Here is an 18,933-nt window from a genome sequence, read left to right as displayed (position 1 = left end):
ACAAAGGAGCGGAATGCCGGCTGTTGCAATGGATAAGCGGTTGGCATTTTGCGCCGTATCAAGATCTGACTCAGCCTTTTGAAGTCTGATCACAGTACTCAACTCTAATGCTCGGCGAACTCTGGTCGCTCCAAGGGAGATACAAAACTCTCCACCTCACTTGGTTTGCTTTCTTCCTCACATTTGTTGTCTGGTTCAACCTCGCCCCACTGGCGACGACCATCAAGGCTGACTTCGGCCTTTCCGTTCCCCAGATTCGCACCCTGGCGATCTGCAACGTGGCGCTCACCGTTCCTGCGCGCATCCTGATCGGGATGCTGCTCGACAAGTTCGGGCCACGGATCACGTATTCGACACTGCTCGTCTTCTCGGCGATACCCTGCCTTCTCTTCGCCGCTGCACAAGACTTCAGTCAGTTGGTGGTGGCACGCCTGATGCTCTCGATCGTGGGGGCTGGATTCGTGATTGGCATCCGCATGGTGGCGGAATGGTTTCCCCCCAAGGAGATCGGTCTGGCCGAGGGTATCTACGGCGGTTGGGGGAATTTCGGTTCCGCCTTCTCGGCGCTCACCCTCGTCATCGTGGCGGGTTGGCTTTCCTTCAGTGGGGGCTTTGAGGTGGATGGCGTGATCCTCAACTGGCGCGGGGCCATTGCTCTGACGGGCATCATTGCGGGTGTTTACGGGTTCATTTATTTCTTCAGCGTCACCGATACGCCTCCCGGCAAGACCTACCAGCGGCCGGCCAAGACCGCTGGCCTCGAAGTGACGTCGATGAAGGACTTCTGGGGGCTGATTGGCATGAATGTGCCCTTCGCGGCCATTCTTGCGGTTCTGGCCTGGCGCCTTCAGAAGGTGAAGTTCCTCACGGGCAGTGGCTACACCATTGCGCTCTTGCTCGTCCTGGCGTTCTTCGTGTTCCAGACCTGGGGCATCATTCGCACCAACAAGGATCTCCTCACCGGTCGCAAGACCTATCCCAAGGAGGACCGCTACGAGTTCAAGCAGGTGGCCATTTTGGAGCTCACCTACATCGTGAATTTCGGCTCCGAGCTGGCCGTGGTCTCCATGTTGCCCACCTTCTTCGAGACCACCTTTGAGTTGCCGAAGGCCACTGCGGGCATCCTGGCCTCCGCTTTCGCCTTCGTGAACCTGGTGGCCCGCCCGGGTGGAGGACTCCTCTCGGACAAGCTCGGCTCCCGCAAGTCCACCATGGGCTTCCTCACCGTTGGCCTGGGAATCGGCTACCTGGTAATGAGCATGATCAAGCCCGGCACCTTCACCGGTACCGCGGGGATTGCCCTCGCCCTGGTGCTCACCATGGCCTGCTCCTTCTTCGTGCAGGCTGGCGAAGGATCCACCTTTGCGATGGTGCCGCTGGTGAAGCGTCGCGTGACCGGCCAGATCGCCGGCATGGTCGGTGCCTACGGCAACGTCGGTGCCGTGGCCTACCTCACCATCTACAGCCTTCTGCCCCTCTGGATGTCAGGGGCGTCGGATGCCGAGCCAACCCCCGCGGTGATCGCGGCCTCCAACAGTGCCTTCTTCCAGGTGCTGGGTGTGGCGGGTCTGGTCGTCGGATTCATGTGTTATTTCTTCCTCAAGGAGCCGAAAGGATCCTTCGCTGAAGAGCACGAAGGGGAATCCCCCGCGGCCCCGCTGCCAACGGTCTGAAATCCCGGCAGGCCCCAGGCCTGCCTTTCAGTTTTTCCCTTCCATGGCTGCGTCCCCGTCCGGTTCCACCCACTCCCAATGCCCCTACTGCGGGGTGGGTTGTGGGCTGGAGCTCATGCCGCCGGCGGTCAAGAACCAGCCCACCCGACGGGATGCCCAGGGTCTTCCCATCTGGGGAGCCCGGGGGGACCGCAGCCATCCCTCCAGCCTGGGCCAGGTGTGCATCAAGGGGGCCACGGTCTGCGAGACCCTCGCCGGCGGACGGTTGGCCACCCCCCTGGCCCGCCGTTCCCTCGATGAGCCCTTCCAGCCGATCAGCTGGGACGAGGCGCTCGACCGCATCGTCGACCGGATGCGCACCAGCCTGCAGGCCCGGGGGCCCCAGGCCCTCGCGATGTACGGCTCGGGTCAGTTCCACACCGAGGACTACTACGTCGCCCAGAAGCTGTTCAAGGGCGCGCTGGGCACCAACAATTTCGACGCGAACTCCCGGCTCTGCATGAGCTCGGCCGTCGCCGGCTACACCCGCAGCCTCGGCTCCGATGGTCCGCCGTGCTGCTACGAGGATCTCGACCACTGCAGCGTGGCGTTCCTGATCGGCACCAACACCGCCGAGTGCCATCCCGTGCTGTTCCAGCGGCTGCTCAAACGCAAGCGGCGGCAGTCGGACAGCCTGACGATCGTGGTCGTCGATCCCCGTGAAACCGCCACCAGCGACGCGGCGGACCTCCACCTGGCCATTCGCCCCGGGACGGACCTCGTGCTGCTGCATGGGGTGGCCCACCTGCTGCTCCGCCAGACCGCCATCGATTTCGAGTTCATCGAGGGTGAGACCGAGGGATTTGCGGCCTATGCCGAGCTGGTCCAGGCCTGGACCCCCGACCGGGTCAGCCGGATCTGCGGCATCCCTGAATCCAGCCTGGGGCAACTGGCCGCGCTCTGGGGGCAGAGCGCCAGCGTGCTCAGCCTCTGGTCGATGGGTGTCAACCAGAGCGTGGAGGGCACCGCCACGGTGGCGGGACTGATCAACCTCCACCTGCTCACCGGTCAGATCGGGAAAGTGGGAGCCGGGCCGTTCTCCCTGACGGGACAGCCCAACGCCATGGGGGGGCGGGAAGCGGGGGGACTGGCCCACCTCTTGCCGGGCTACCGCACTGTCACTAATGCAACGCACCGCGCCACCGTGGAGGCGGCGTGGGGGTTCGCCCCGGGGGCCATCGATGCCCGCCCCGGCCTGGCGGCCTGGCAACAGGTGGAGGCGATGGAGGCCGGCGAGCTCGACCTCTGGTGGGTGGCCGCCACCAATCCCCTGGTGAGCATGCCCAACCTGGAACGGGTCAAGGCGGCAATGCGGCACTGCCCCCTGGTGGTGGTGAGCGACGCCTATGCCAACACCGAGACGGCCCAGTACGCCCACCTGCTGCTTCCCGCCGCCCAGTGGAGCGAGAAGGCTGGGGTGATGGTGAATTCAGAGCGCCGGGTCACCCTCTGCCCGGCATTCCGGCAGCCTCCGGCCCAGGCCCGCCCCGACTGGGAGGTGTTCGCCGAGGTGGGCCGTCGGCTCGGATTCGTGGATCAGTTCGGCTATGCCTCCGCCGCCGAGGTCTACGCCGAGTTCTGCCAGCTCACGGCCGGTCGGCTCTGCGACCACTCCGGGCTCAGCCATGGGCTGCTGGAGGCCGAGGGGCCGCAGCAGTGGCCCTTTCCAGCCGGCAGCGCGCCCACCACGGCGTCGAAGCGTCTCTACACCGATTTCCGCTTCGCCACCCCGAGTGGGCGGGGCCGGTTCATCGCCGAACACCCCCTCGGCCTGGCCGAGCCTCCCTGTGAGGCCTACCCCCTGGTGCTCACGGTTGGTCGCTATCTGGGGCAGTGGCACACCATGACCCGCACCGGTCGGGTGGCCCGGCTGAACGCCATGCATCCCGAGCCCCTGCTGGAGATCCACCCGGAGGATGCCTACCCCCTGGGACTGGAGTCGGGTGACCAGGCCGCCATCACCTCCCGACGCGCCACCCTCAGCGCGCGGGTGGATGTGACCGAGCGCATCCGACCCGGCACCGTCTTTCTGCCCATGCACTGGGGTTTCCTGCAGGATCCGCCCTGTGAGGCCAACGCCCTGCTGCACGAGCAGGCCTGCCCGATCTCGAAGCAGCCCGAGCTCAAGGCCACGGCCGTCTCCGTGGCGGCCGTTCCCCATGGCCTCCCGATGGCCGGCGGCCAACGGCTCAGCGCCAAGGTTCAGGGCAGCATCTCGACCAGCGCAGCCTCCAGGTTGTGATGGTCATGGCCGGGGCGGGCCAGCTTGCAGAGGGCGAACCGCTCGAGTTCCGAGAGGCTGGTCCACTGGCCTGGCAGCTGCGGGTGGCCCAGGGAGGCGGCTGAGTCACACAGCTCCGCGGGTGGGGAGCCCGCGTGTTGCCACGGGGCTGCGGTGGGAATGGCCATGGGTCTCACGCCACCGTCGGCCATGCCGGAGGTCCGTTCCCGCAGGAACGTGGCCATGGCCTCCAGGGCCGCGGGGCTGTCATCCCACAGCACCAGCTGCTGCCGTTCTGGTTCGGTGAGGGCGAGCCAGTGGTTGAGGCGGAGCTTGGTGCCGGCCAGATCCAGCTTGCGCCGCAGGCAGAGGGGGATGCAGCGCCAGCTGCCCACGAAATCCCGCTCGAAGGCGAAGCAGTGCGAGGCCTGGTGGGTTCCTTCAGGGAGCATCGTGTCGCCAGGCGATCAGTGCACGCAGCTGACGCAGCGCTGACCCGTCCTGCAGGAGTTCGTGGGTCCGCTCCAGCCCCGCGCTCAGGGTCTCGCAGATCCCGCCGAGCCAGAGGTAGGCGGCGGCGTTCCATTGCAGGGCGGCCGCCAGCTCCCCTTGTCCACCGAGGGCAGCCAGGGCCTGCTGGCGCCAGCTGTCCAGGTCGGTCCAGAGGGCGTCCGGGCCGTAACAGCCGTGGTCGCGGGGGTGGAGGATCAGCCGCTCACCCTGCCCGCCATGGGCCCGCGCGGTGATGCAGGCCCTGCTGATCGGCAGATCGGTGCTGCCTTCCAACCCCTTCACCGTGACCACATCCGTCTCGCCGCTCAGCTCCAGGGCCCTCCAGGCACGGCTTTCGGTGGGCGGGTGCACGAACCCGCTCACCAGCAGGTGCGGGCCTCGGTGCGCGGTCCAGAGAAGCTCCAGGCTGGCGACCGGGGGCCTCTTGCCGAGATCGTCCCGGATGGGGGTGAGCCGTTCCGCCAGCGGGAAGTGGTCCGGCTGGTGCACGAGCGCCAGACGGTGGAGGCTGAGCCCCTGCTGCACGGTCGCCAGGGAAAGGTTCTGAAGATCCAGGCCGAGGGCGTGGAAGAGCTCCATCGCCGTGACGCCGTACTTCACCGGCATGCGGGCCCCACCATGCAGCACCACCGGCAGCCCCGCGGCAGCCAGAACGAGGGAGGTCAGGGGGTAGAGGGGGGCGGTGCGGGTCCGGCCGTCGAAGGGCATGCCGAAGCAGATGGCCGCCCGTTCCGTGTGCAGGGCCGGGCCCAGATCCCGGTACACATCCAGCATGCCCGAGAGCTCCTGCGGCTCCGGTCGCCGGATGCGGTGGGCGATCAGGAAGGCGCCGATCTGGGCGGGGCTGGCCTCCTCCTGCAGCATCAGCATGAGGGCGTCCCGGGCCTCCTCCCGGCTCAGGCCCCGGCCGGTGTGTTCACCGCTGCCGATCTTCTGGAGATAACGCTTGAAGCGCTCCCGCCCCGATGGGGAGGGAGCGCCTGGCTGGGTCGGTGGTTTCCGAAGTCCGCTGCCTTCGGATGACGAGCTGAGGGAGGCGATGCTGGCTGGAGTTGGGGTGGCAGGCATCGCCATCAAGGGTGGGGTGGAACGCCTGCAGCTGGAAAACGTGACCTCATTGTCCACGGACTGGGCGCTTCGGGACTCCCATTCGCTACCGACTGGGACCGTCGTGGACAGGCAAGCGACAAAGAAGTATCAACGGATACGAAAAACATCCTTAAGGTGTCAGCGCCCGCTTGGTTCGTGTCGGTTCGGTACCAACCACTGCATCGGAGGGGCCCCTCGGCTCATCAAAGTCGCTGCCCCATCCACTGTTTCCATGCAGTTCGCTGCCTCACTCGGGCTTTTGCTTGGGGTTCTCCACGGCCTCTGGTCGGTCGATCTGCACGCCTCCAGGGCCGGATCGGTCCCCGCGGGCTTCGCCACGACCGTCTTTGGGGATGAAGCGGGCTTCCGATAATCGAGGTGGTTCCTGATCTGGAAGGTTTGCCATGGCCACTCCGCTGCACACCACCCGCGCCGAAGCCTCTCCCCTCGGCGTCGCCCTGGCGTTCCTCGGCATGTTCGTCGTCGGCTCCCTCGGGGTCCAGCTGCTGTCGACCCTCCCCCGCGACGCCGGCCAGGCTTCCGCCACGGCCCAGTCCGCCAGCGCCCAGCCCGCCCCTGTCGTTGCCCACCAGGCCACCCTCTGGAGCAGCCTCGGCGAGCGCTGAACTCCCAGCTTCTGCTGACCTCCGGGTTCAGCCCTCCGCACATCGCTTGTTTTGGCCCCCTTCGCGCCACCTGTCGCGGCGCCAGGGGGCTTTTGTGTGCTGTCGCCCACCGATGGGTCCCGGTTCCGGCGGATCCGTAACGGTCACGACACAAGGTCCCAGCCCCGGCCAGCAAACTTGATTTGAGCCGTGACCCACGGTCTCCAGCAACGCGTGGTGCGCTGCTGCGCTCATTTCCAAGGCGACGCATCCCTCATCGGCGTTCGCCGGCCGCTCCCACCCAGATTTCCGCACGGGTTTGCCGGTGAATGGCGACACCAGGGTCATGACCACGAACACTGCGTCCTTCAGGCGCGCCGCCGGGCGCGTCCTTCCCTGTTCCCATGAGTTCCTCTCCTGTCTCCGGCGATTCCGCTCCCGCCCTCAGCAAGCTTGAGCTGGCGAAGGCCGAGCTGTGTGGTCTGGATCTGCGTCCCCGTCTCGCCGAGCTGGCCCAGGAGGGTTGGGAGTCCCTCGATGAGGCGACCCTCACCGTCCGGCTCAAATGGCTGGGCATCTTTTTCCGCCCGGTGACCCCGGGCCGCTTCATGCTCCGGCTCCGGCTGGCCAATGGCGTCGTCCAGGCCGACCAGCTGGAGCTGCTGGCGGAGACCGTGGACCGCTGCGGTGAACACGGCAGTGCCGACATCACCACCCGTCAGAACATCCAGCTGCGGGGACTGTTGTTCGAGGACATGCCTCCCCTGCTGGAAGCGATGGACCGCCTCGGTCTCACCAGTCGCCAGTCCGGCCACGACAACCCCCGCAACATCACCGGCAACCCCCTCGCCGGGATCGATCCCGAGGAGATTGTGGACACCCGGCCGCTGGTGCAGGCGATTCAGGCCCGTCTCTTCCAACCGGATGGCCCCCGGAACCTGCCCCGCAAGTTCAACGTGGCCGTGGGGGGAGCCCCGGACAGCTTCCTGCTGCACAACGACCTGGCCTTCCTGCCCGCCACGCACGAGGGACGCCTGGGCTTCACGGTGATGGTGGGGGGCTTCTTCTCGGCCCAGCGCAACGAGCTGGCCATCCCCCTGGGCGTCTGGCTGGAGGGCGATCAGCTGCCGGACTTCACCCTGGCGGTGCTCCACCATTTCGAGCAATGCGGCAACCGCGCGGCCCGCAACAAGAGCCGTCTGATGTACCTCATCGACGCCCTCGGCATGGAGGCCTACCGGGCTGCGGTGGTGGCGGCCTATGGGGCCCTGGCGGGCGGTGATGCCGCCTCGCGCCTCGCCACCCACGACGGCACCCACCTGGTGAACCGGGCTCCCCGCGACGGCCTCGGATGGAACCCCCAGCGCCAGGACGGTCTCGCCTGGATGGGCCTGCATGTCCCCATGGGCCGGCTGGATGCCGAAACGATGCTGGAGCTGGCCCGCCTGGCCCGCACTTACGGCAGCGGGGAGCTGCGCCTCACCGAGGCCCAGAACGTCCTGATCCCCAACGTGCCCCTGGAGCGCGAGAGCGCCCTGAGGGCCGAACCGCTGCTGCAGCGCTTCCGACCGGAACCCAGTGCGCTTCAGGCGGAAGCCGTGAGCTGCACGGGCAATGCCTACTGCAGCTTTGCGTTGATCCCCACCAAGGGCACCGCCCAGGCCCTGGTGGAGGAGCTGGAGCGCCGGGTTGAACTCCCCCATGCGGTGCGGACCCACTGGACCGGCTGCCCGAACGCCTGCGGGCAGCCCTACATGGGCCAGATCGGCCTGATGGGGGCCAAGGCCCGCAAGGACGGCGAGATGGTGGAGGCCGCCAAGATCTTCCTGGGCGGCTCCATGGGAGCCGATCCCAAGCTGGCCGAGCTTCACGACAAGGGCGTGCCCCTCAGCGAGCTGCCCGACGTGATGGAGCAGCTGCTGGTCGAGCGCTTCGGTGCGCGGCGGAAGGCCGCCCAGCCCTGAACCCCCGGGTCCTCAGCCAGGCCGGTGCTTGCCAGGAAGTGCGCCGTTCGCTCGCCTGGGTCTCGCTCCAGGCCCGGTCGAGCGCCAGCAGGGCACCCCGGTCTTCCGTGTCCACGCCGGCATACAGCAGGTGGGTGACCCGGTCGGGATCCAGGCCGAGCTGGCCGACCTCCTTCCAGAGCGCCTCGGTCCGATGCGGGTCCGCTGCCTGGAACTGGGCCTTGGCCAGTTGGCCGACCAGGGAAACCAGGATCTGCTGCTCCCGGAGGGCGTCCAGGTCCGGGCGGGGGGACGGCCGGTTGGGCAGGCGGCTGGCTGTGCTGACGGGACCTCGCATCACTGTCCTTGACGACTTGACCCCTTGCTAAAGCTGCTGCCCATGGGACGCGCGTTTTCCTCATCAAACGTATCCGTCGCGACCGTTTTGCCCCCTGGTGCCCCCTCCGTTCAGACACCGGCGGTGCCATCGTTGGAGCCCGGCCGGGTTGGGGGAGGTGTGCCTCTGGAGCCGACGTCCCTGCCCGAGACCGGCACCGTGGAGCGCTGGCCTTGGCTGCAGCAGCTCCGCCGCAGCCGGGATGTTCCGCTCGAGCCCTGGCTCGAGGCGATCGAGACCGGCCGGATCCGTCTCGAGCAGGATCTTCTGGCCGCCCTGGCGGAGCGGCTGACGGTTCCGGCGGTGCGGCGCCTGCTGCGCTGCTGGCTGGCCAACGAGAAGGCCGAACCCGCCCTGCTTGCGGTGCTGGGCCGCTTTCGCGATCCGGACTGCGCTGGCCAGATCCGCCAGGCCCTGCAGGGGGCAGGCCCGGAGCGCATGGCCCTGCTGCTGCCGTTGCTGGGGTACCAGCGCGATCCCGCCGATTTTGCGCTGCTCCGCGGCTCGGTGCTGGCTCCCCAGCCTTCCCCCACCCGCAGGGCCGCCCTCGAGGGCCTGGCTGTGGGGCTGCCCGCCTGGCCCCCGCAGGCCCTGCGGGATCTGCTGCGGCAGCTCGCCTTCGATCTTGACACCCGGCTGGCCGGGACCGCGGTGGATCTGCTCGCCCGCTTGCCCCAGCCCCGGCTGGCCCTGGCGAGGTTGGCCCCCGAGCGGCTGGATCCCGGGCTCGACCAGCGCCGTCGCCGCCGCCTGGCTGCCATCCCCGCCCATCCCCTGGTGCTCGTGGTGCACGGGCGTGGCGGCGGGTTGATCCCGGCGGAGGTCCGTGCCCTGGCTGGGGAGCTGGAGCGTCGCCGCCGCTCCCCGGTGGTGCTCCAGGCTCTCACCGCCCAGGGCCCGGAGACGGATCCGCTTCAGACCCGCCAGGCCGCCCCGGGGGAGCCGGTCACCCTGGTTCCGCTGCTCCTCCTGCCCGGTGGTCACGTCTGCCGGGATCTGCCGTTGGTGAAGGCCCACTGGCGTGCCAGCGGGCCTGTCCATCACCTCCCGTTCCTCGGCTCCTGGCCTGCCTGGCAGCAGGCGTTGCGCCGCGAACTGGTGGCCCTGCGGGGCCCGGTCACGTTGCTCCACCACCCCTTGAACGGGCCCCTTGCCGCGCGCTACCTCCGCCATCTGGAGCAGGTCTGCAACGCCACCTGCCTGGCCACTCCATACAGTGCGGCGGATTCCGGTGAGCTCTCGTCGGTGCTCGCAGACCCCGCTCAGCGTCCTGTCCTCCCCCTGGTCCTGGCGTCCAACCGCCTCACCGAGGGCCTGCCGGCCTGGTGCGGCACTCCCCTCCTCCAGCGTGCGGGGCTGCGGGACGCCCTGCTCGAGATGCTCGCCGCCCTGCCATGAGTTCCGACTCCACGGGAGGCATGGTCCTGCCCTACGGCACGGTGTACCTGGTGGGGGCCGGGCCTGGCGATCCTGAACTGCTCACCCTGAAGGCCCATCGCCTGCTGTCCCGGTGTGACGCCCTCGTCCATGACGCGCTGGTGCCGAAGGCCCTGCTGGACCTGGTCCCGGACCACTGCGAACGGCATTTCGTGGGCAAGCGCCGGGGGCATCATTCGGTCCCCCAGCCCAGCACCAATGCGGTGCTGGTGGAGCTGGCCACGCGCCACCGCACGGTCGTGCGGCTTAAGGGTGGTGATCCGTTTCTTTTCGGCCGCGGCGGTGAGGAGGCCGCCCACCTGGCGGCGCGGGGCATTCCCGTCGAGGTGGTTCCCGGTGTGACGTCCGGCATCGCCGCGCCGGCCTACGCCGGCATCCCGGTCACCCATCGCCGCGCCGGCTCGAGCGTGACCTTCGTGACGGGCCATGAGGAGGTCGACAAGCGCCGGCCCGGGGTGGATTGGCAGGGTCTGGCCCGTTCCAGCGACGGTCTGGTGATCTACATGGGCCTGCACAACCTGGAGAGGATCTGCATGGAGCTGATGGCCGGAGGCCTGGACCCGGCCACCCCGGCGGCGGTGATCCAGCAGGGCACCGTGCTCGGCCAGCGCACGCTGGTGGCACCCCTGGGAGTCCTGGCGGAGCGGGTGGCGGAGGAGGGCCTGGCCTCGCCCTCCATTGTCGTGGTGGGGCGTGTGGTGGCGGAGCGGGTCGAAGCCTGTGCTCCAGCGCCAGCCGATGCCGAGATGCCGATCCCGTTCGACGTGGGAGACGGGATCGCCCGGATTCCGTAGCCAGCAACACCCGCCTTCTGGTGATCCCCTGATGAAGTTGGAGTTCCCTCCCCCAACTTCTGCGCAGCGTGCCCGACCCACGATCCATTCCCCGCTCCCGACGCGTGAACAGGTCCTGGGGCGCCCGCCCGCCCGCGGCGTCTTCGGCGGCCCGTCGTCGGGCACCGGCCGGTGTGTCATCCCCTTCCAGCGGGAGTCAGTTCGAGCGTGACCTGATGGCCATGCGGCAGGTGTGGGACCTCCTTCGAACCGGTGCCGTGCGCATGTGGGGTGAGATCGGGCGCACCACCTGATTGGCCTTGCCCACCACCATCGGACTGATTCCCTGGTTCGTAACACGAGCTACAGGCAGCCTGACAATTCACTGGCTTAATAGCTATCGGGCTGGATCAGGCTCAGGCCGCAATCCTTCCCGCTGCGCATCTCAGGATGATCGGCCCTGGGCACATCTCTTGTGGTTCCGTTTCTCGGTTCCCGAAGCCCCCGATCTCTCCACTCCCACCCATCTCGGGCACGTTTCACCATCCTGCTGGATCGGTGGTGTGCTGGCCTGTCCGCGAATGCCTGTTCGCATGGAATCGGCTTTCCCCGATTCCATCCCGACGTCGTCTTCCTGGCTCCCTGAGCTCAGGCTGAGTCGTCCCCCATCCCTATTTCCATATCTCCATGGCAGATCCTGCTTCTCAGATGGATTACGTCTTACCCAATGAGCTCGTTGACGGCATGATTGCCGCCGGCGGCAAGAAATCCACCGTCAGCGTCAGGAATCTGCTGATCCGGGGTTTCTACTCGGGTTCCGTGCTCGGACTGGCCCTGTGTCTGGCCCTGACGATCATGCACCAGACCGGCATCCCCTGGATCGGCTCGCTGATCTTCCCCTTTGGATTTGCCAGCATCATCCTGTTCGGCATGGAGCTGGTCACGGGGAACTTCGCCCTCCTGCCCATGGCGGTCTGGGCGGGCAAGACGACCTGGAGCAAAACCATCCGCAACTGGATCTGGGTCTGGATCGGGAACTTCCTGGGCACCGGCCTGGTGGGCATCCTCTTTGCCATGAGCCTCACCAGCGGCGGCACCGCGGATCTGGCGGCGGGTTCGGGCGACTGGGTTGGCGTGGCCAACAAGATCATCGGCCTGAACAAGGCCAACGTGATCGTCAAGTACCAGTCCCTGGGAGCGCTGGGCTTCTTTCTTGCCTTCCTGCGGGGCCTGATCGCCAACTGGTTGGTGTGCCTGGGCGTGACCCTGGCTCTGGTCAGCAAGAGTGTGCCCGGAAAGATCCTCGCCTGCTGGTTGCCGATCACGGCGTTCCAGGCGCTGGGCATGGAGCACATCGTCGTGAACATGTTCCTCCACACCACAGGCCCCCTGCTCGGCTCCGGGGTCAGCTTCGGTCAGATCGCCTTCTGGAACTATCTGCCGGTGACCCTCGGCAACATCGTTGGCGGCATGGTCTTCATCGGCATGCTCTTCTACAGCACCCACCGCACATCGGTGGATAACGTGCTGCCCCGTGTGCACGATGAGAAGCTGGAGCGGGAGCTCGCCGCCGAGCTGGGTGCCCGCTGATCTGCCCTACCCTCAGCAGACAGTCTGAGGCTGGATCGCCTGAATCCCCGGCCCGTAGCCGGGGATTTTTTCATGGAGCTTCGCCGTGTTCGCTCCCTGCCAGATCCCGGCTGAGCAGCCAACAGAAAGCCCGCCGGAAGGCGGGCGGAAGGCACAAGTTGAGGTTGGGGATGATCCGACCCGACCTCGCCCCTGGGGGCTCATGAGAGGCTCACCACTTCTTGTAGGGGAGAAACTTTCCGCACATGGTCACCTTCACGCGCGCACCAGCGGGATCCTCGACTTTGTCGACATCCAGGGTGAAGTCGATCGCGCTCATGATGCCATCGCCAAACTTCTCCTGAATCACATCCTTCAAGGGCATTCCATACACTTGCATGATCTCGTAAAACCGATAGATCAGCGGGTCTGTCGGGATCACAGGATCCAGCGACCCCTTGGTCGGGTAGGCCTGCAGAGCTTCCATGGTGGCGCTGTCGAGATCGAGGATTTCCCCCAGCTTGGCGGCTTCTTCGGCTGAGGCTGTTGACTGCCCGTAGAAGAGGGAGGCGATCCAGACTTCATCCCGACCAAGCATGGATTCCAGGTCAGCAAAGCTGAGATTCTTGGCTTTTTTGGCCGCCAGCAGTGTCGATACCATATCAGGTGATGAGTCGCAGGAAAATGAACGCAACATCGGCTCTCTCGCCGTGGTTAGCGTTGCCCGAAGGGGCTTAATCATGGTCTCCTGAAAGGAGAGATTTCCGTGTCACGATTGTTACCTCGTTCTGCCCCGCCTCTGGCTCGGTCCAGCCCGGGATGCCCGGGGCCCCGGCCGGCCGGCGGCCGAACTGGGCCACCAATCGGCGCTTCGGTAGTGGAAGCAACGGTTAGCCCCCCCGCCGGTTCGTTTCACTGGCCCATTGCCAGCCGGTGTTCCCCAACACCTCCCGCCATGATCGCCACCACGCCGAGGCCGGCGCCGATGTTCGAGCTCATCCCCTACGAGAAATTCCGGGACACCCCGGCCGTGCGGTTCTTCGACATCACGGTGGCAGCTTCCAATGCCCGCGACCTGGTGATCCACGCCGGACCGGCCACCTCCCCTCCGGATGATCCCGCCTCAGGGGCCTGGCAGTTCTATCTGCATCCCCACCAGGAGGACAACCTCCTGGCGCTGCATGGTGGTCGGACCTTTTATCTGGTCAATTTCGGCTGGAATTACCCGTTCCACATCGTGCGCCTGGAGACCGGCGGCGACATCCTGCGGATCCCGCCCGGCACCTTCCACCGCTCGGTCTCCGATCCCGACGGCTCCGTGGTGCTGAACCAGGCGGTGCGTGACGAGGGGGCCAGCGTGGTGCGCGAATTCCGTGTCTACAACAGCCAGGCCATCCCCCGCCTCTTCGCCACCACCTCCCGCACAGCGCCGCTGCCCAAGCTGCACGGGCTCAACTGGTGAGCTGACTGTTCCGGGCCACCGGATCGAGCACCTCCGCCTGGATCGACCAGGAGAACTCGCTCGTGACCTCCGGGGGCCCTGAGAAGCTTCCGGTGATCGCCGCCGTGAGTTCAGGCTTGGAGGAGGTGGCCAGGGTGACGTAGCGATCATCGATCGCGCCGATGCCACTCGGATCGAAGCCGCGCCAGCCGGCGCCGGGCAGGTACACCTCCGCCCAGGCATGGAGGTCGTAGCGCTCGGGGGCGGGGTCCACGAGGTGGTAACCGCTGACGAACCGGGCCGGCAGACCGACGCAGCGGCAGGCTTCCACCATCAGCATCGCCAGATCCCGGCAGGAGCCCACCCGTTCCTTCAGGGTGCGCCCCGCAGGCCAGGCAGGCCCGACGTGCCGCTGGGTGTACTTGACCCGGTCCTGGATCATCTCCACCAGCTGTTGCAGAAACATCAGGGCCCGCTGGTCACTGCCCATCAGGGCCTCCTGGGCCATGTCGACGGCGGCGGGATCGTGCTGGCCGTTGGGCAGCCACCCCTGCAGCGCTCCCATCAGATCGCCGTTGAGGCGGCCCACCGGGTAGGGCAACAGCGGTTCGGCCTCCTCCAGGCAGGCCTGCAACAGCGGCGGTGTCTCGGTCTCCACCTCGCTGACGGCCCGCACCAGAAACTCCTCGGTGGACCCACCGAAGCGGGCCCGCAGGATTTCATCGCCGCTGGCGGCCAGCAGGGCATAGAAGCGGCTGGGCTCCGGGGTGATCTCCAGATGGAAATTCACCAGCTTCTGGAAGCCATGGCCCCGGGGTTTCAGGCAGAAGCGGTGGGGGCCCAGCAGCACGGGCTGGCTGTAGCCGTAGGTGAAGGCATGGATCAGACGGGCACGCATGCCGGATCCGCAGGGGTGGGTTCGAGAGCCGCGGCGACGAAATAGCGCTGCTCGATCAGGTTGTGGAGTCTGTTGAGGTCGCTCTGCAGTCCGTCAATGGCCTCATGCAGCCCCACGGCGAACAGGTCGTTGATGCGCGTGTAGCTCCAGCGGGCCAGGGTCAGACCGCTGAGGCACTCCAGTTCGTCCGGGGCCCCCGGCACCGAGCGCCCCTGCACGATCTTCAGGGTGTCCTGAATACGCTCGAGGCAATAACGCACGGAGCGGGGAAAGATCGGATCCAGCAGCAGGAAGCCGGCCACGGCCCGCGGTTCGATCGCCTGCTGGCGGGACTGGCGGAACATCTGGTAGGCGCCCGCGCTGCGCAGCAGCGAGATCCACTGCAGCTCGTCCAGGACACCGCCCACTTCGTCCGGGGAAGGCAGCAGCAGGAAGTACTTCACATCCAGGATCCGCGTCGTCTTGTCGGCCCGCTCCAGCAGCCGGCCCAGCCGGCTGAACTGCCAGGAGAGGTCGCGGCTGAGGGTGGAGTCGGTGATGCCGTAGAAGAGCTGGCAGGCCCGGCGGATGTCCCGGAGCTGTTCCTGCGGAGGCTGTTTCCAGAAGCCCTCGTTCTCCTGCAGGGTCCAGTAGATGTCGTTGAGCTGCTCCCACATCTCGGTGGTGATCACCTCGCGGATCTGGCGGGCGTTCTCGCGGGCGATGGCGATGCAGTTCACCACACTGTTGGGATTCTCCTCGGCACGAACCAGGAACTCGACCACGTCCTCAGGGCGCCCCTGGGGGTAGAGGGAATCGAACAGCTCGCGGTCGCCGCTGGCGTCGATCAGGGGAAGCCAGGGCTCGGCACTTCCCGGGGGGCAGTCCAGAGCCATCGCCTCGCTCACTTCCACGAAGCGCGAGATGTTCTCGGCCCGTTCCACGTAGCGGTTGATCCAGTAGAGGGAATCGGCGACGCGGCTCAGCATGGCGCTCCCTGCTGGGACGACTGGCTCTGCTGGGCCGTCCCTCCTCCCTGCTCACTGACGATCCAGGTGTCCTTGCAGCCGCCCCCCTGGGAGGAGTTCACCACCAGGGAACCCCGCCGCAGGGCCACCCGGGTCAGGCCGCCAGGGCTGACCCAGGCCCCCTTGCCCCGCAGCACGTAGGGGCGCAGATCCACGTGGCAGGGGAACAGTTCGCCTTCGCTCAGGGAGGGCACGGTGGACAGCTCCAGGGTGGGCTGGGCGATGTAGTTGCGGGGGTTGGCCTTGATCTTCTCGGCGAAGTCGCTGATCTCCTCCTGGCTGGCATGGGGGCCGATCAGCATGCCGTAGCCGCCGGCTTCGGCCACCGCCTTCACCACCAGCTCCCCGAGGTGCTCCAGCACGTAGGCCCGGTCCTCGGCCCTGGCGCAGAGATAGGTGGGGACGTTTTCGATGATCGGCTCTTCCCCCAGGTAGTAGCGAATCATCTCGGGCACATAGGCGTAGATCAGTTTGTCGTCGGCCACGCCGGTACCCGGGGCATTGGCGATCGCCACCCGACCGGCCCGGTAGGCCTGCATCAGACCCCGCACGCCCAGCATCGAGTCGCTGCGGAACACCGCAGGATCGAGGAAGTCATCGTCGATCCTGCGGTAGATCACATCCACAGGCTCCAGCCCGCCGGTGCTGCGCATCCAGACCCGATCGTCCTGGCAGACCAGATCCCGGCCCTCCACCAGCTGGATCCCCATCTGCTGGGCCAGGTAGCTGTGCTCGAAATAGGCGCTGTTGAACACCCCGGGGGTGAGCAGCACCACGGTTGGACGCTCCGTCCACGGAGCCAGTTCGCGCAGGGTCTGCAGCAGGTGCGAGGGGTAATCGTCGATCGGCTGCACCGTCCGCCCGGCGAACAGGCTCGGGAACATCCGCTTCATGACGCGGCGGTTCTCCAGGAAGTAGGCCACCCCCGAAGGACAGCGCAGGTTGTCCTCCAGCACGCGCCAGGTCCCCTGCCCGTCGCGGATCAGATCCAGGCCGGAGATGTGGCACCACTTGTTGAGTGGCGGCCTGAAGCCCTCCATCTGGGGGCGCCACCCCTGGGAGGTCTCCAGGTCTTCGCGGGGCAGGATGCCGTCGCGCAGGATCAGCTGGTCGCCGTAGATGTCGGCCAGGAACAGATCGATCGCCTCGAGCCGCTGCACCAGACCCCGCTCCAGGGTCTGCCATTCGCTGGCGCCGATCAGCCGGGGCAGGGGGTCGAACGGCAGGATGCGCTCCACGCCCCGGTTGCCGGAGCCGTTGAGGCGAAAGGTGGCCCCCAGGCGCTTGAGCAGCATCCCGGCGGCGGCATGGTTCCGGTTGAGCTCCTCCAACCCGAGTTGCCCCAGGGAGGACAGGAGGGGCCGCAGGGCGCTGCGGGGTTCGTCCGTCCCGCTGAAGTATTCGTCGTAGCCGCGCTGGGGCTTGTACTCCGTGAACATGCCGAGCCTTGAGCCGCCTCCGGATCATGGACACCGGAGGGGGACGCTGCTGGTATGAATTGTTACGGAAGCCCCAGAGCGGCAGTTTCCGAGCAGGAAGTTCAGAGCAGGAAATAGCGCTGGGCCATCGGCAGCACCTCGGCCGGCTCACAGGTGAGCAGCTCCCCGTCGGCGAAGACCTCGTAGGTCTGGGGGTCCACCTCCATCCGGGGCAGGGCGGCGTTGTTGCGCATCTGGGCCTTGCCGATGCCCCGGGTGTTCACCACCGGGACGCAGGCACGCTCCAGGCCGAGGCTGCGGGGGATGTCCGCCTCCAGGGCCGCCTGGCTCACGAAGGTGAGGCAGCTCGGGGCCAGGGCCCGGCCGAAGGCGCCGAACATCGGCCGGCCGTGCACCGGGCCGGGGGTGGGAATCGACGCGTTGGCGTCCCCCATCTGGGCCCAGACGATCGAGCCCCCCTTGAGCACCAGCTCGGGCTTCACGCCGAAGAAGCCGGGCTTCCAGAGCACCAGGTCGGCCAGCTTGCCCACCTCCACCGAACCCACCTGGCTGTCGAGCCCGTGGGCGATGGCCGGGTTGATCGTCACCTTGGCGATGTAGCGCTTCAGGCGGGTGTTGTCGTTGCGGGCGCTGTCCTCCGGCAGGGCGCCTCGCTGCACCTTCATCTTGTGGGCGGTCTGGAAGGTGCGGGTGATCACCTCGCCCACCCGGCCCATGGCCTGGGAGTCGCTGGCGATGATCGAGAAGGCGCCCAGGTCGTGGAGGATGTCCTCGGCGGCGATCGTCTCGCGGCGGATGCGCGATTCGGCGAAGGCCACGTCCTCCGGGATGCGCGGATCGAGGTGGTGGCACACCATCAGCATGTCGAGGTGCTCCTCGAGCGTGTTGCGGGTGTAGGGCCGGGTGGGGTTGGTGCTGCTGGGCAGCACGTGGGCCTCGCCGCAGATGCGGATGATGTCCGGCGCGTGGCCGCCGCCGGCCCCCTCGGTGTGGAAGGTGTGGATCGTGCGGCCGCCGATGGCGCGGATGGTGTCCTCCACGAAGCCGGCCTCGTTGAGGGTGTCGGTGTGGATGCACACCTGCACATCGAAGCGGTCGGCCACCGTGAGGCAGCAGTCGATCGCGGCCGGGGTGGTGCCCCAGTCTTCGTGGAGCTTGAGGCCGCAGGCCCCGGCGCGGATCTGCTCGTCGATCGCCTCGGGGGTGGAGGCGTTGCCCTTGCCGTAGAAGCCCAGGTTCACCGGCAGTCCTTCGGCGGCCTGGAGCATGCGGCCGATGTGGAAGGCGCCGGGGGTGCAGGTGGTGGCGTTGGTGCCGGTGGCCGGGCCGGTACCGCCCCCCAGCAGGGTGGTGACTCCGGAGGCGAGGGCCGTTTCGATCTGCTGCGGGCAGATGAAGTGGATGTGGGTGTCGATGGCGCCGGCGGTGACAATGTGCCCCTCGCCGGCGATCGCCTCGGTGCCGGGACCCACCACGATCGTCACGCCCGCCTGGGTGTCGGGGTTGCCCGCCTTGCCGATCGCCACGATCCGGCCGTCGCGCAGGCCGATGTCCGCCTTGACGATCCCCCACCAGTCGAGGATCAGGGCGTTGGTGATCACCGTGTCCACGGCCCCCTCGGCGCGGCTGGTCTGGGCCTGGCCCATGCCGTCGCGGATCACCTTGCCGCCACCGAACTTCACCTCGTCGCCGTAGACGGTGAAGTCCTGTTCCACCTCCAGGAGCAGTTCGGTGTCGGCCAGCCGCAGCCGGTCGCCGGTGGTGGGGCCGTAGGTCTCGGCGTAGGCGCGGCGGGAGATCCGGTAGGGCATCGCGGCTTCGGGACTGGCGAGGGGGTGGCGGCTAGGGAGGACCGGTCAGTCGAGGGGCGGGTCAGTCGAGCGGACCGT

At 67.3% G+C, this 18,933-nt stretch carries 16 protein-coding genes; 9 read left to right on the top strand and 7 right to left on the bottom strand.

The features are described 5' to 3' along the window. Nucleotides 1-107 precede the first annotated feature (107 nt). Together ACLNEE_RS14670 and ACLNEE_RS14665 are read left to right on the top strand one after the other, a co-directional pair. Nucleotides 108-1,673, top strand: coding sequence for an MFS transporter (locus ACLNEE_RS14670; protein ID WP_412007272.1), 1,566 nt, complete (start codon nt 108-110; stop codon nt 1,671-1,673). Nucleotides 1,674-1,716: 43 nt separating this feature from the next. Next, nucleotides 1,717-3,954, top strand: coding sequence for a molybdopterin oxidoreductase family protein (locus ACLNEE_RS14665; RefSeq protein WP_411424417.1), 2,238 nt, complete (start codon nt 1,717-1,719; stop codon nt 3,952-3,954). Here ACLNEE_RS14665 and ACLNEE_RS14660 read toward each other — a convergent pair. Both ACLNEE_RS14660 and ACLNEE_RS14655 read right to left on the bottom strand, forming a co-directional pair. Continuing rightward, nucleotides 3,915-4,385, bottom strand: coding sequence for a nitrate reductase associated protein (locus ACLNEE_RS14660; RefSeq protein ID WP_411424418.1), 471 nt, complete (start codon nt 4,383-4,385; stop codon nt 3,915-3,917). The genes ACLNEE_RS14665 and ACLNEE_RS14660 overlap by 40 nt on opposite strands. Then, entirely contained in the window at nt 4,375-5,514 is a 1,140-nt protein-coding gene (locus tag ACLNEE_RS14655) for an anthranilate phosphoribosyltransferase family protein (RefSeq protein WP_412007271.1), read from the bottom strand. Before ACLNEE_RS14655 ends, ACLNEE_RS14660 begins: the two co-directional genes overlap by 11 nt. Nucleotides 5,515-5,939: 425 nt before the next feature. On the opposite strand from ACLNEE_RS14655, the gene ACLNEE_RS14650 reads away from it, so the two are divergent. The 6 genes from ACLNEE_RS14650 to ACLNEE_RS14625 all read left to right on the top strand — a co-directional run bounded on the left by ACLNEE_RS14650 (nt 5,940) and on the right by ACLNEE_RS14625 (nt 12,280). After that, nucleotides 5,940-6,161 (top strand): hypothetical protein, encoded by a 222-nt coding sequence (locus tag ACLNEE_RS14650; RefSeq protein WP_412007270.1) that lies wholly within the window; start codon nt 5,940-5,942, stop codon nt 6,159-6,161. A 383-nt stretch (nt 6,162-6,544) separates the two neighbouring features. Beyond that, nucleotides 6,545-8,104 carry a ferredoxin--nitrite reductase gene (locus ACLNEE_RS14645; RefSeq protein WP_411424422.1) on the top strand — a complete coding sequence of 520 codons (1,560 nt, stop codon included), beginning with the start codon at nt 6,545-6,547 and terminating at the stop codon, nt 8,102-8,104. Between the two features lie 496 nt (nt 8,105-8,600). Continuing rightward, the gene (locus ACLNEE_RS14640) at nt 8,601-9,878 is read left to right on the top strand and encodes a CbiX/SirB N-terminal domain-containing protein (RefSeq protein WP_412007269.1); all 1,278 of its coding nucleotides are present in this window, start codon (nt 8,601-8,603) and stop codon (nt 9,876-9,878) included. Next, the gene (gene cobA, locus ACLNEE_RS14635; RefSeq protein ID WP_411424424.1) at nt 9,875-10,711 is read left to right on the top strand and encodes a uroporphyrinogen-III C-methyltransferase; all 837 of its coding nucleotides are present in this window, start codon (nt 9,875-9,877) and stop codon (nt 10,709-10,711) included. The genes ACLNEE_RS14640 and cobA overlap by 4 nt, the downstream gene beginning before the upstream one ends. Nucleotides 10,712-10,815: 104 nt before the next feature. After that, a complete protein-coding gene (locus ACLNEE_RS14630) occupies nt 10,816-11,004 on the top strand; it encodes a hypothetical protein (RefSeq protein WP_412007268.1) in 189 nt (62 codons plus the stop codon). 394 nt (nt 11,005-11,398) lie between these two features. Continuing rightward, the gene (locus ACLNEE_RS14625; protein WP_411424702.1) at nt 11,399-12,280 is read left to right on the top strand and encodes a formate/nitrite transporter family protein; all 882 of its coding nucleotides are present in this window, start codon (nt 11,399-11,401) and stop codon (nt 12,278-12,280) included. A 211-nt stretch (nt 12,281-12,491) separates the two neighbouring features. On the opposite strand, the gene cynS is transcribed toward ACLNEE_RS14625, so the two are convergent. Further along, on the bottom strand, nt 12,492-12,920 hold the full coding sequence (gene cynS, locus ACLNEE_RS14620) for a cyanase (protein WP_411424705.1): 429 nt from the start codon (nt 12,918-12,920) through the stop codon (nt 12,492-12,494). A gap of 324 nt (nt 12,921-13,244) precedes the next feature. On the opposite strand from cynS, the gene ACLNEE_RS14615 reads away from it, so the two are divergent. After that, on the top strand, nt 13,245-13,721 hold the full coding sequence (locus ACLNEE_RS14615; RefSeq protein WP_412007267.1) for a hypothetical protein: 477 nt from the start codon (nt 13,245-13,247) through the stop codon (nt 13,719-13,721). Here ACLNEE_RS14615 and ACLNEE_RS14610 read toward each other — a convergent pair. From ACLNEE_RS14610 to ureC, 4 genes are all read right to left on the bottom strand, one after another. Further along, nucleotides 13,711-14,598, bottom strand: a complete 888-nt coding sequence (locus ACLNEE_RS14610; protein ID WP_412007266.1) for a transglutaminase family protein — start codon at nt 14,596-14,598, stop codon at nt 13,711-13,713. The two genes, ACLNEE_RS14615 and ACLNEE_RS14610, sit on opposite strands and share 11 nt — an antisense overlap. Then, the gene (locus tag ACLNEE_RS14605) at nt 14,583-15,566 is read right to left on the bottom strand and encodes an alpha-E domain-containing protein (RefSeq protein WP_411423009.1); all 984 of its coding nucleotides are present in this window, start codon (nt 15,564-15,566) and stop codon (nt 14,583-14,585) included. The genes ACLNEE_RS14610 and ACLNEE_RS14605 overlap by 16 nt, the downstream gene beginning before the upstream one ends. Further along, nucleotides 15,560-17,044 carry a circularly permuted type 2 ATP-grasp protein gene (locus tag ACLNEE_RS14600; protein WP_411423010.1) on the bottom strand — a complete coding sequence of 495 codons (1,485 nt, stop codon included), beginning with the start codon at nt 17,042-17,044 and terminating at the stop codon, nt 15,560-15,562. The genes ACLNEE_RS14605 and ACLNEE_RS14600 overlap by 7 nt, the downstream gene beginning before the upstream one ends. Nucleotides 17,045-17,145: 101 nt before the next feature. Beyond that, nucleotides 17,146-18,855 (bottom strand): urease subunit alpha, encoded by a 1,710-nt coding sequence (ureC, locus tag ACLNEE_RS14595; protein WP_411423011.1) that lies wholly within the window; start codon nt 18,853-18,855, stop codon nt 17,146-17,148. Nucleotides 18,856-18,933: the final 78 nt, after the last annotated feature.

Source organism: Aphanothece stagnina RSMan2012 (assembly GCF_046764815.1).
Classification (GTDB): Bacteria; Cyanobacteriota; Cyanobacteriia; order PCC-6307; family Cyanobiaceae; genus NIES-981.
The sequence above is the reverse complement of the archived record's forward strand: the minus strand, read 5'-3'. Positions and strand labels throughout refer to the sequence as shown.

Bases quoted from the DNA above. Each gene is read 5' to 3' on its own strand.
- ACLNEE_RS14645 (WP_411424422.1), top strand. From the start codon at position 6,545: ATGAGTTCCTCTCCTGTCTCCGGCGATTCCGCTCCCGCCCTCAGCAAG.
- cynS (WP_411424705.1), bottom strand. From the start codon at position 12,920: ATGGTATCGACACTGCTGGCGGCCAAAAAAGCCAAGAATCTCAGCTTT.
- ACLNEE_RS14610 (WP_412007266.1), bottom strand. From the start codon at position 14,598: ATGCGTGCCCGTCTGATCCATGCCTTCACCTACGGCTACAGCCAGCCC.
- ACLNEE_RS14625 (WP_411424702.1), top strand. From the start codon at position 11,399: ATGGATTACGTCTTACCCAATGAGCTCGTTGACGGCATGATTGCCGCC.
- ACLNEE_RS14615 (WP_412007267.1), top strand. From the start codon at position 13,245: ATGTTCGAGCTCATCCCCTACGAGAAATTCCGGGACACCCCGGCCGTG.
- cobA (WP_411424424.1), top strand. From the start codon at position 9,875: ATGAGTTCCGACTCCACGGGAGGCATGGTCCTGCCCTACGGCACGGTG.
- ACLNEE_RS14665 (WP_411424417.1), top strand. From the start codon at position 1,717: ATGGCTGCGTCCCCGTCCGGTTCCACCCACTCCCAATGCCCCTACTGC.
- ACLNEE_RS14600 (WP_411423010.1), bottom strand. From the start codon at position 17,044: ATGTTCACGGAGTACAAGCCCCAGCGCGGCTACGACGAATACTTCAGC.
- ACLNEE_RS14605 (WP_411423009.1), bottom strand. From the start codon at position 15,566: ATGCTGAGCCGCGTCGCCGATTCCCTCTACTGGATCAACCGCTACGTG.
- ACLNEE_RS14670 (WP_412007272.1), top strand. From the start codon at position 108: ATGCTCGGCGAACTCTGGTCGCTCCAAGGGAGATACAAAACTCTCCAC.
- ureC (WP_411423011.1), bottom strand. From the start codon at position 18,855: ATGCCCTACCGGATCTCCCGCCGCGCCTACGCCGAGACCTACGGCCCC.
- ACLNEE_RS14655 (WP_412007271.1), bottom strand. From the start codon at position 5,514: ATGCCTGCCACCCCAACTCCAGCCAGCATCGCCTCCCTCAGCTCGTCA.
- ACLNEE_RS14660 (WP_411424418.1), bottom strand. From the start codon at position 4,385: ATGCTCCCTGAAGGAACCCACCAGGCCTCGCACTGCTTCGCCTTCGAG.
- ACLNEE_RS14650 (WP_412007270.1), top strand. From the start codon at position 5,940: ATGGCCACTCCGCTGCACACCACCCGCGCCGAAGCCTCTCCCCTCGGC.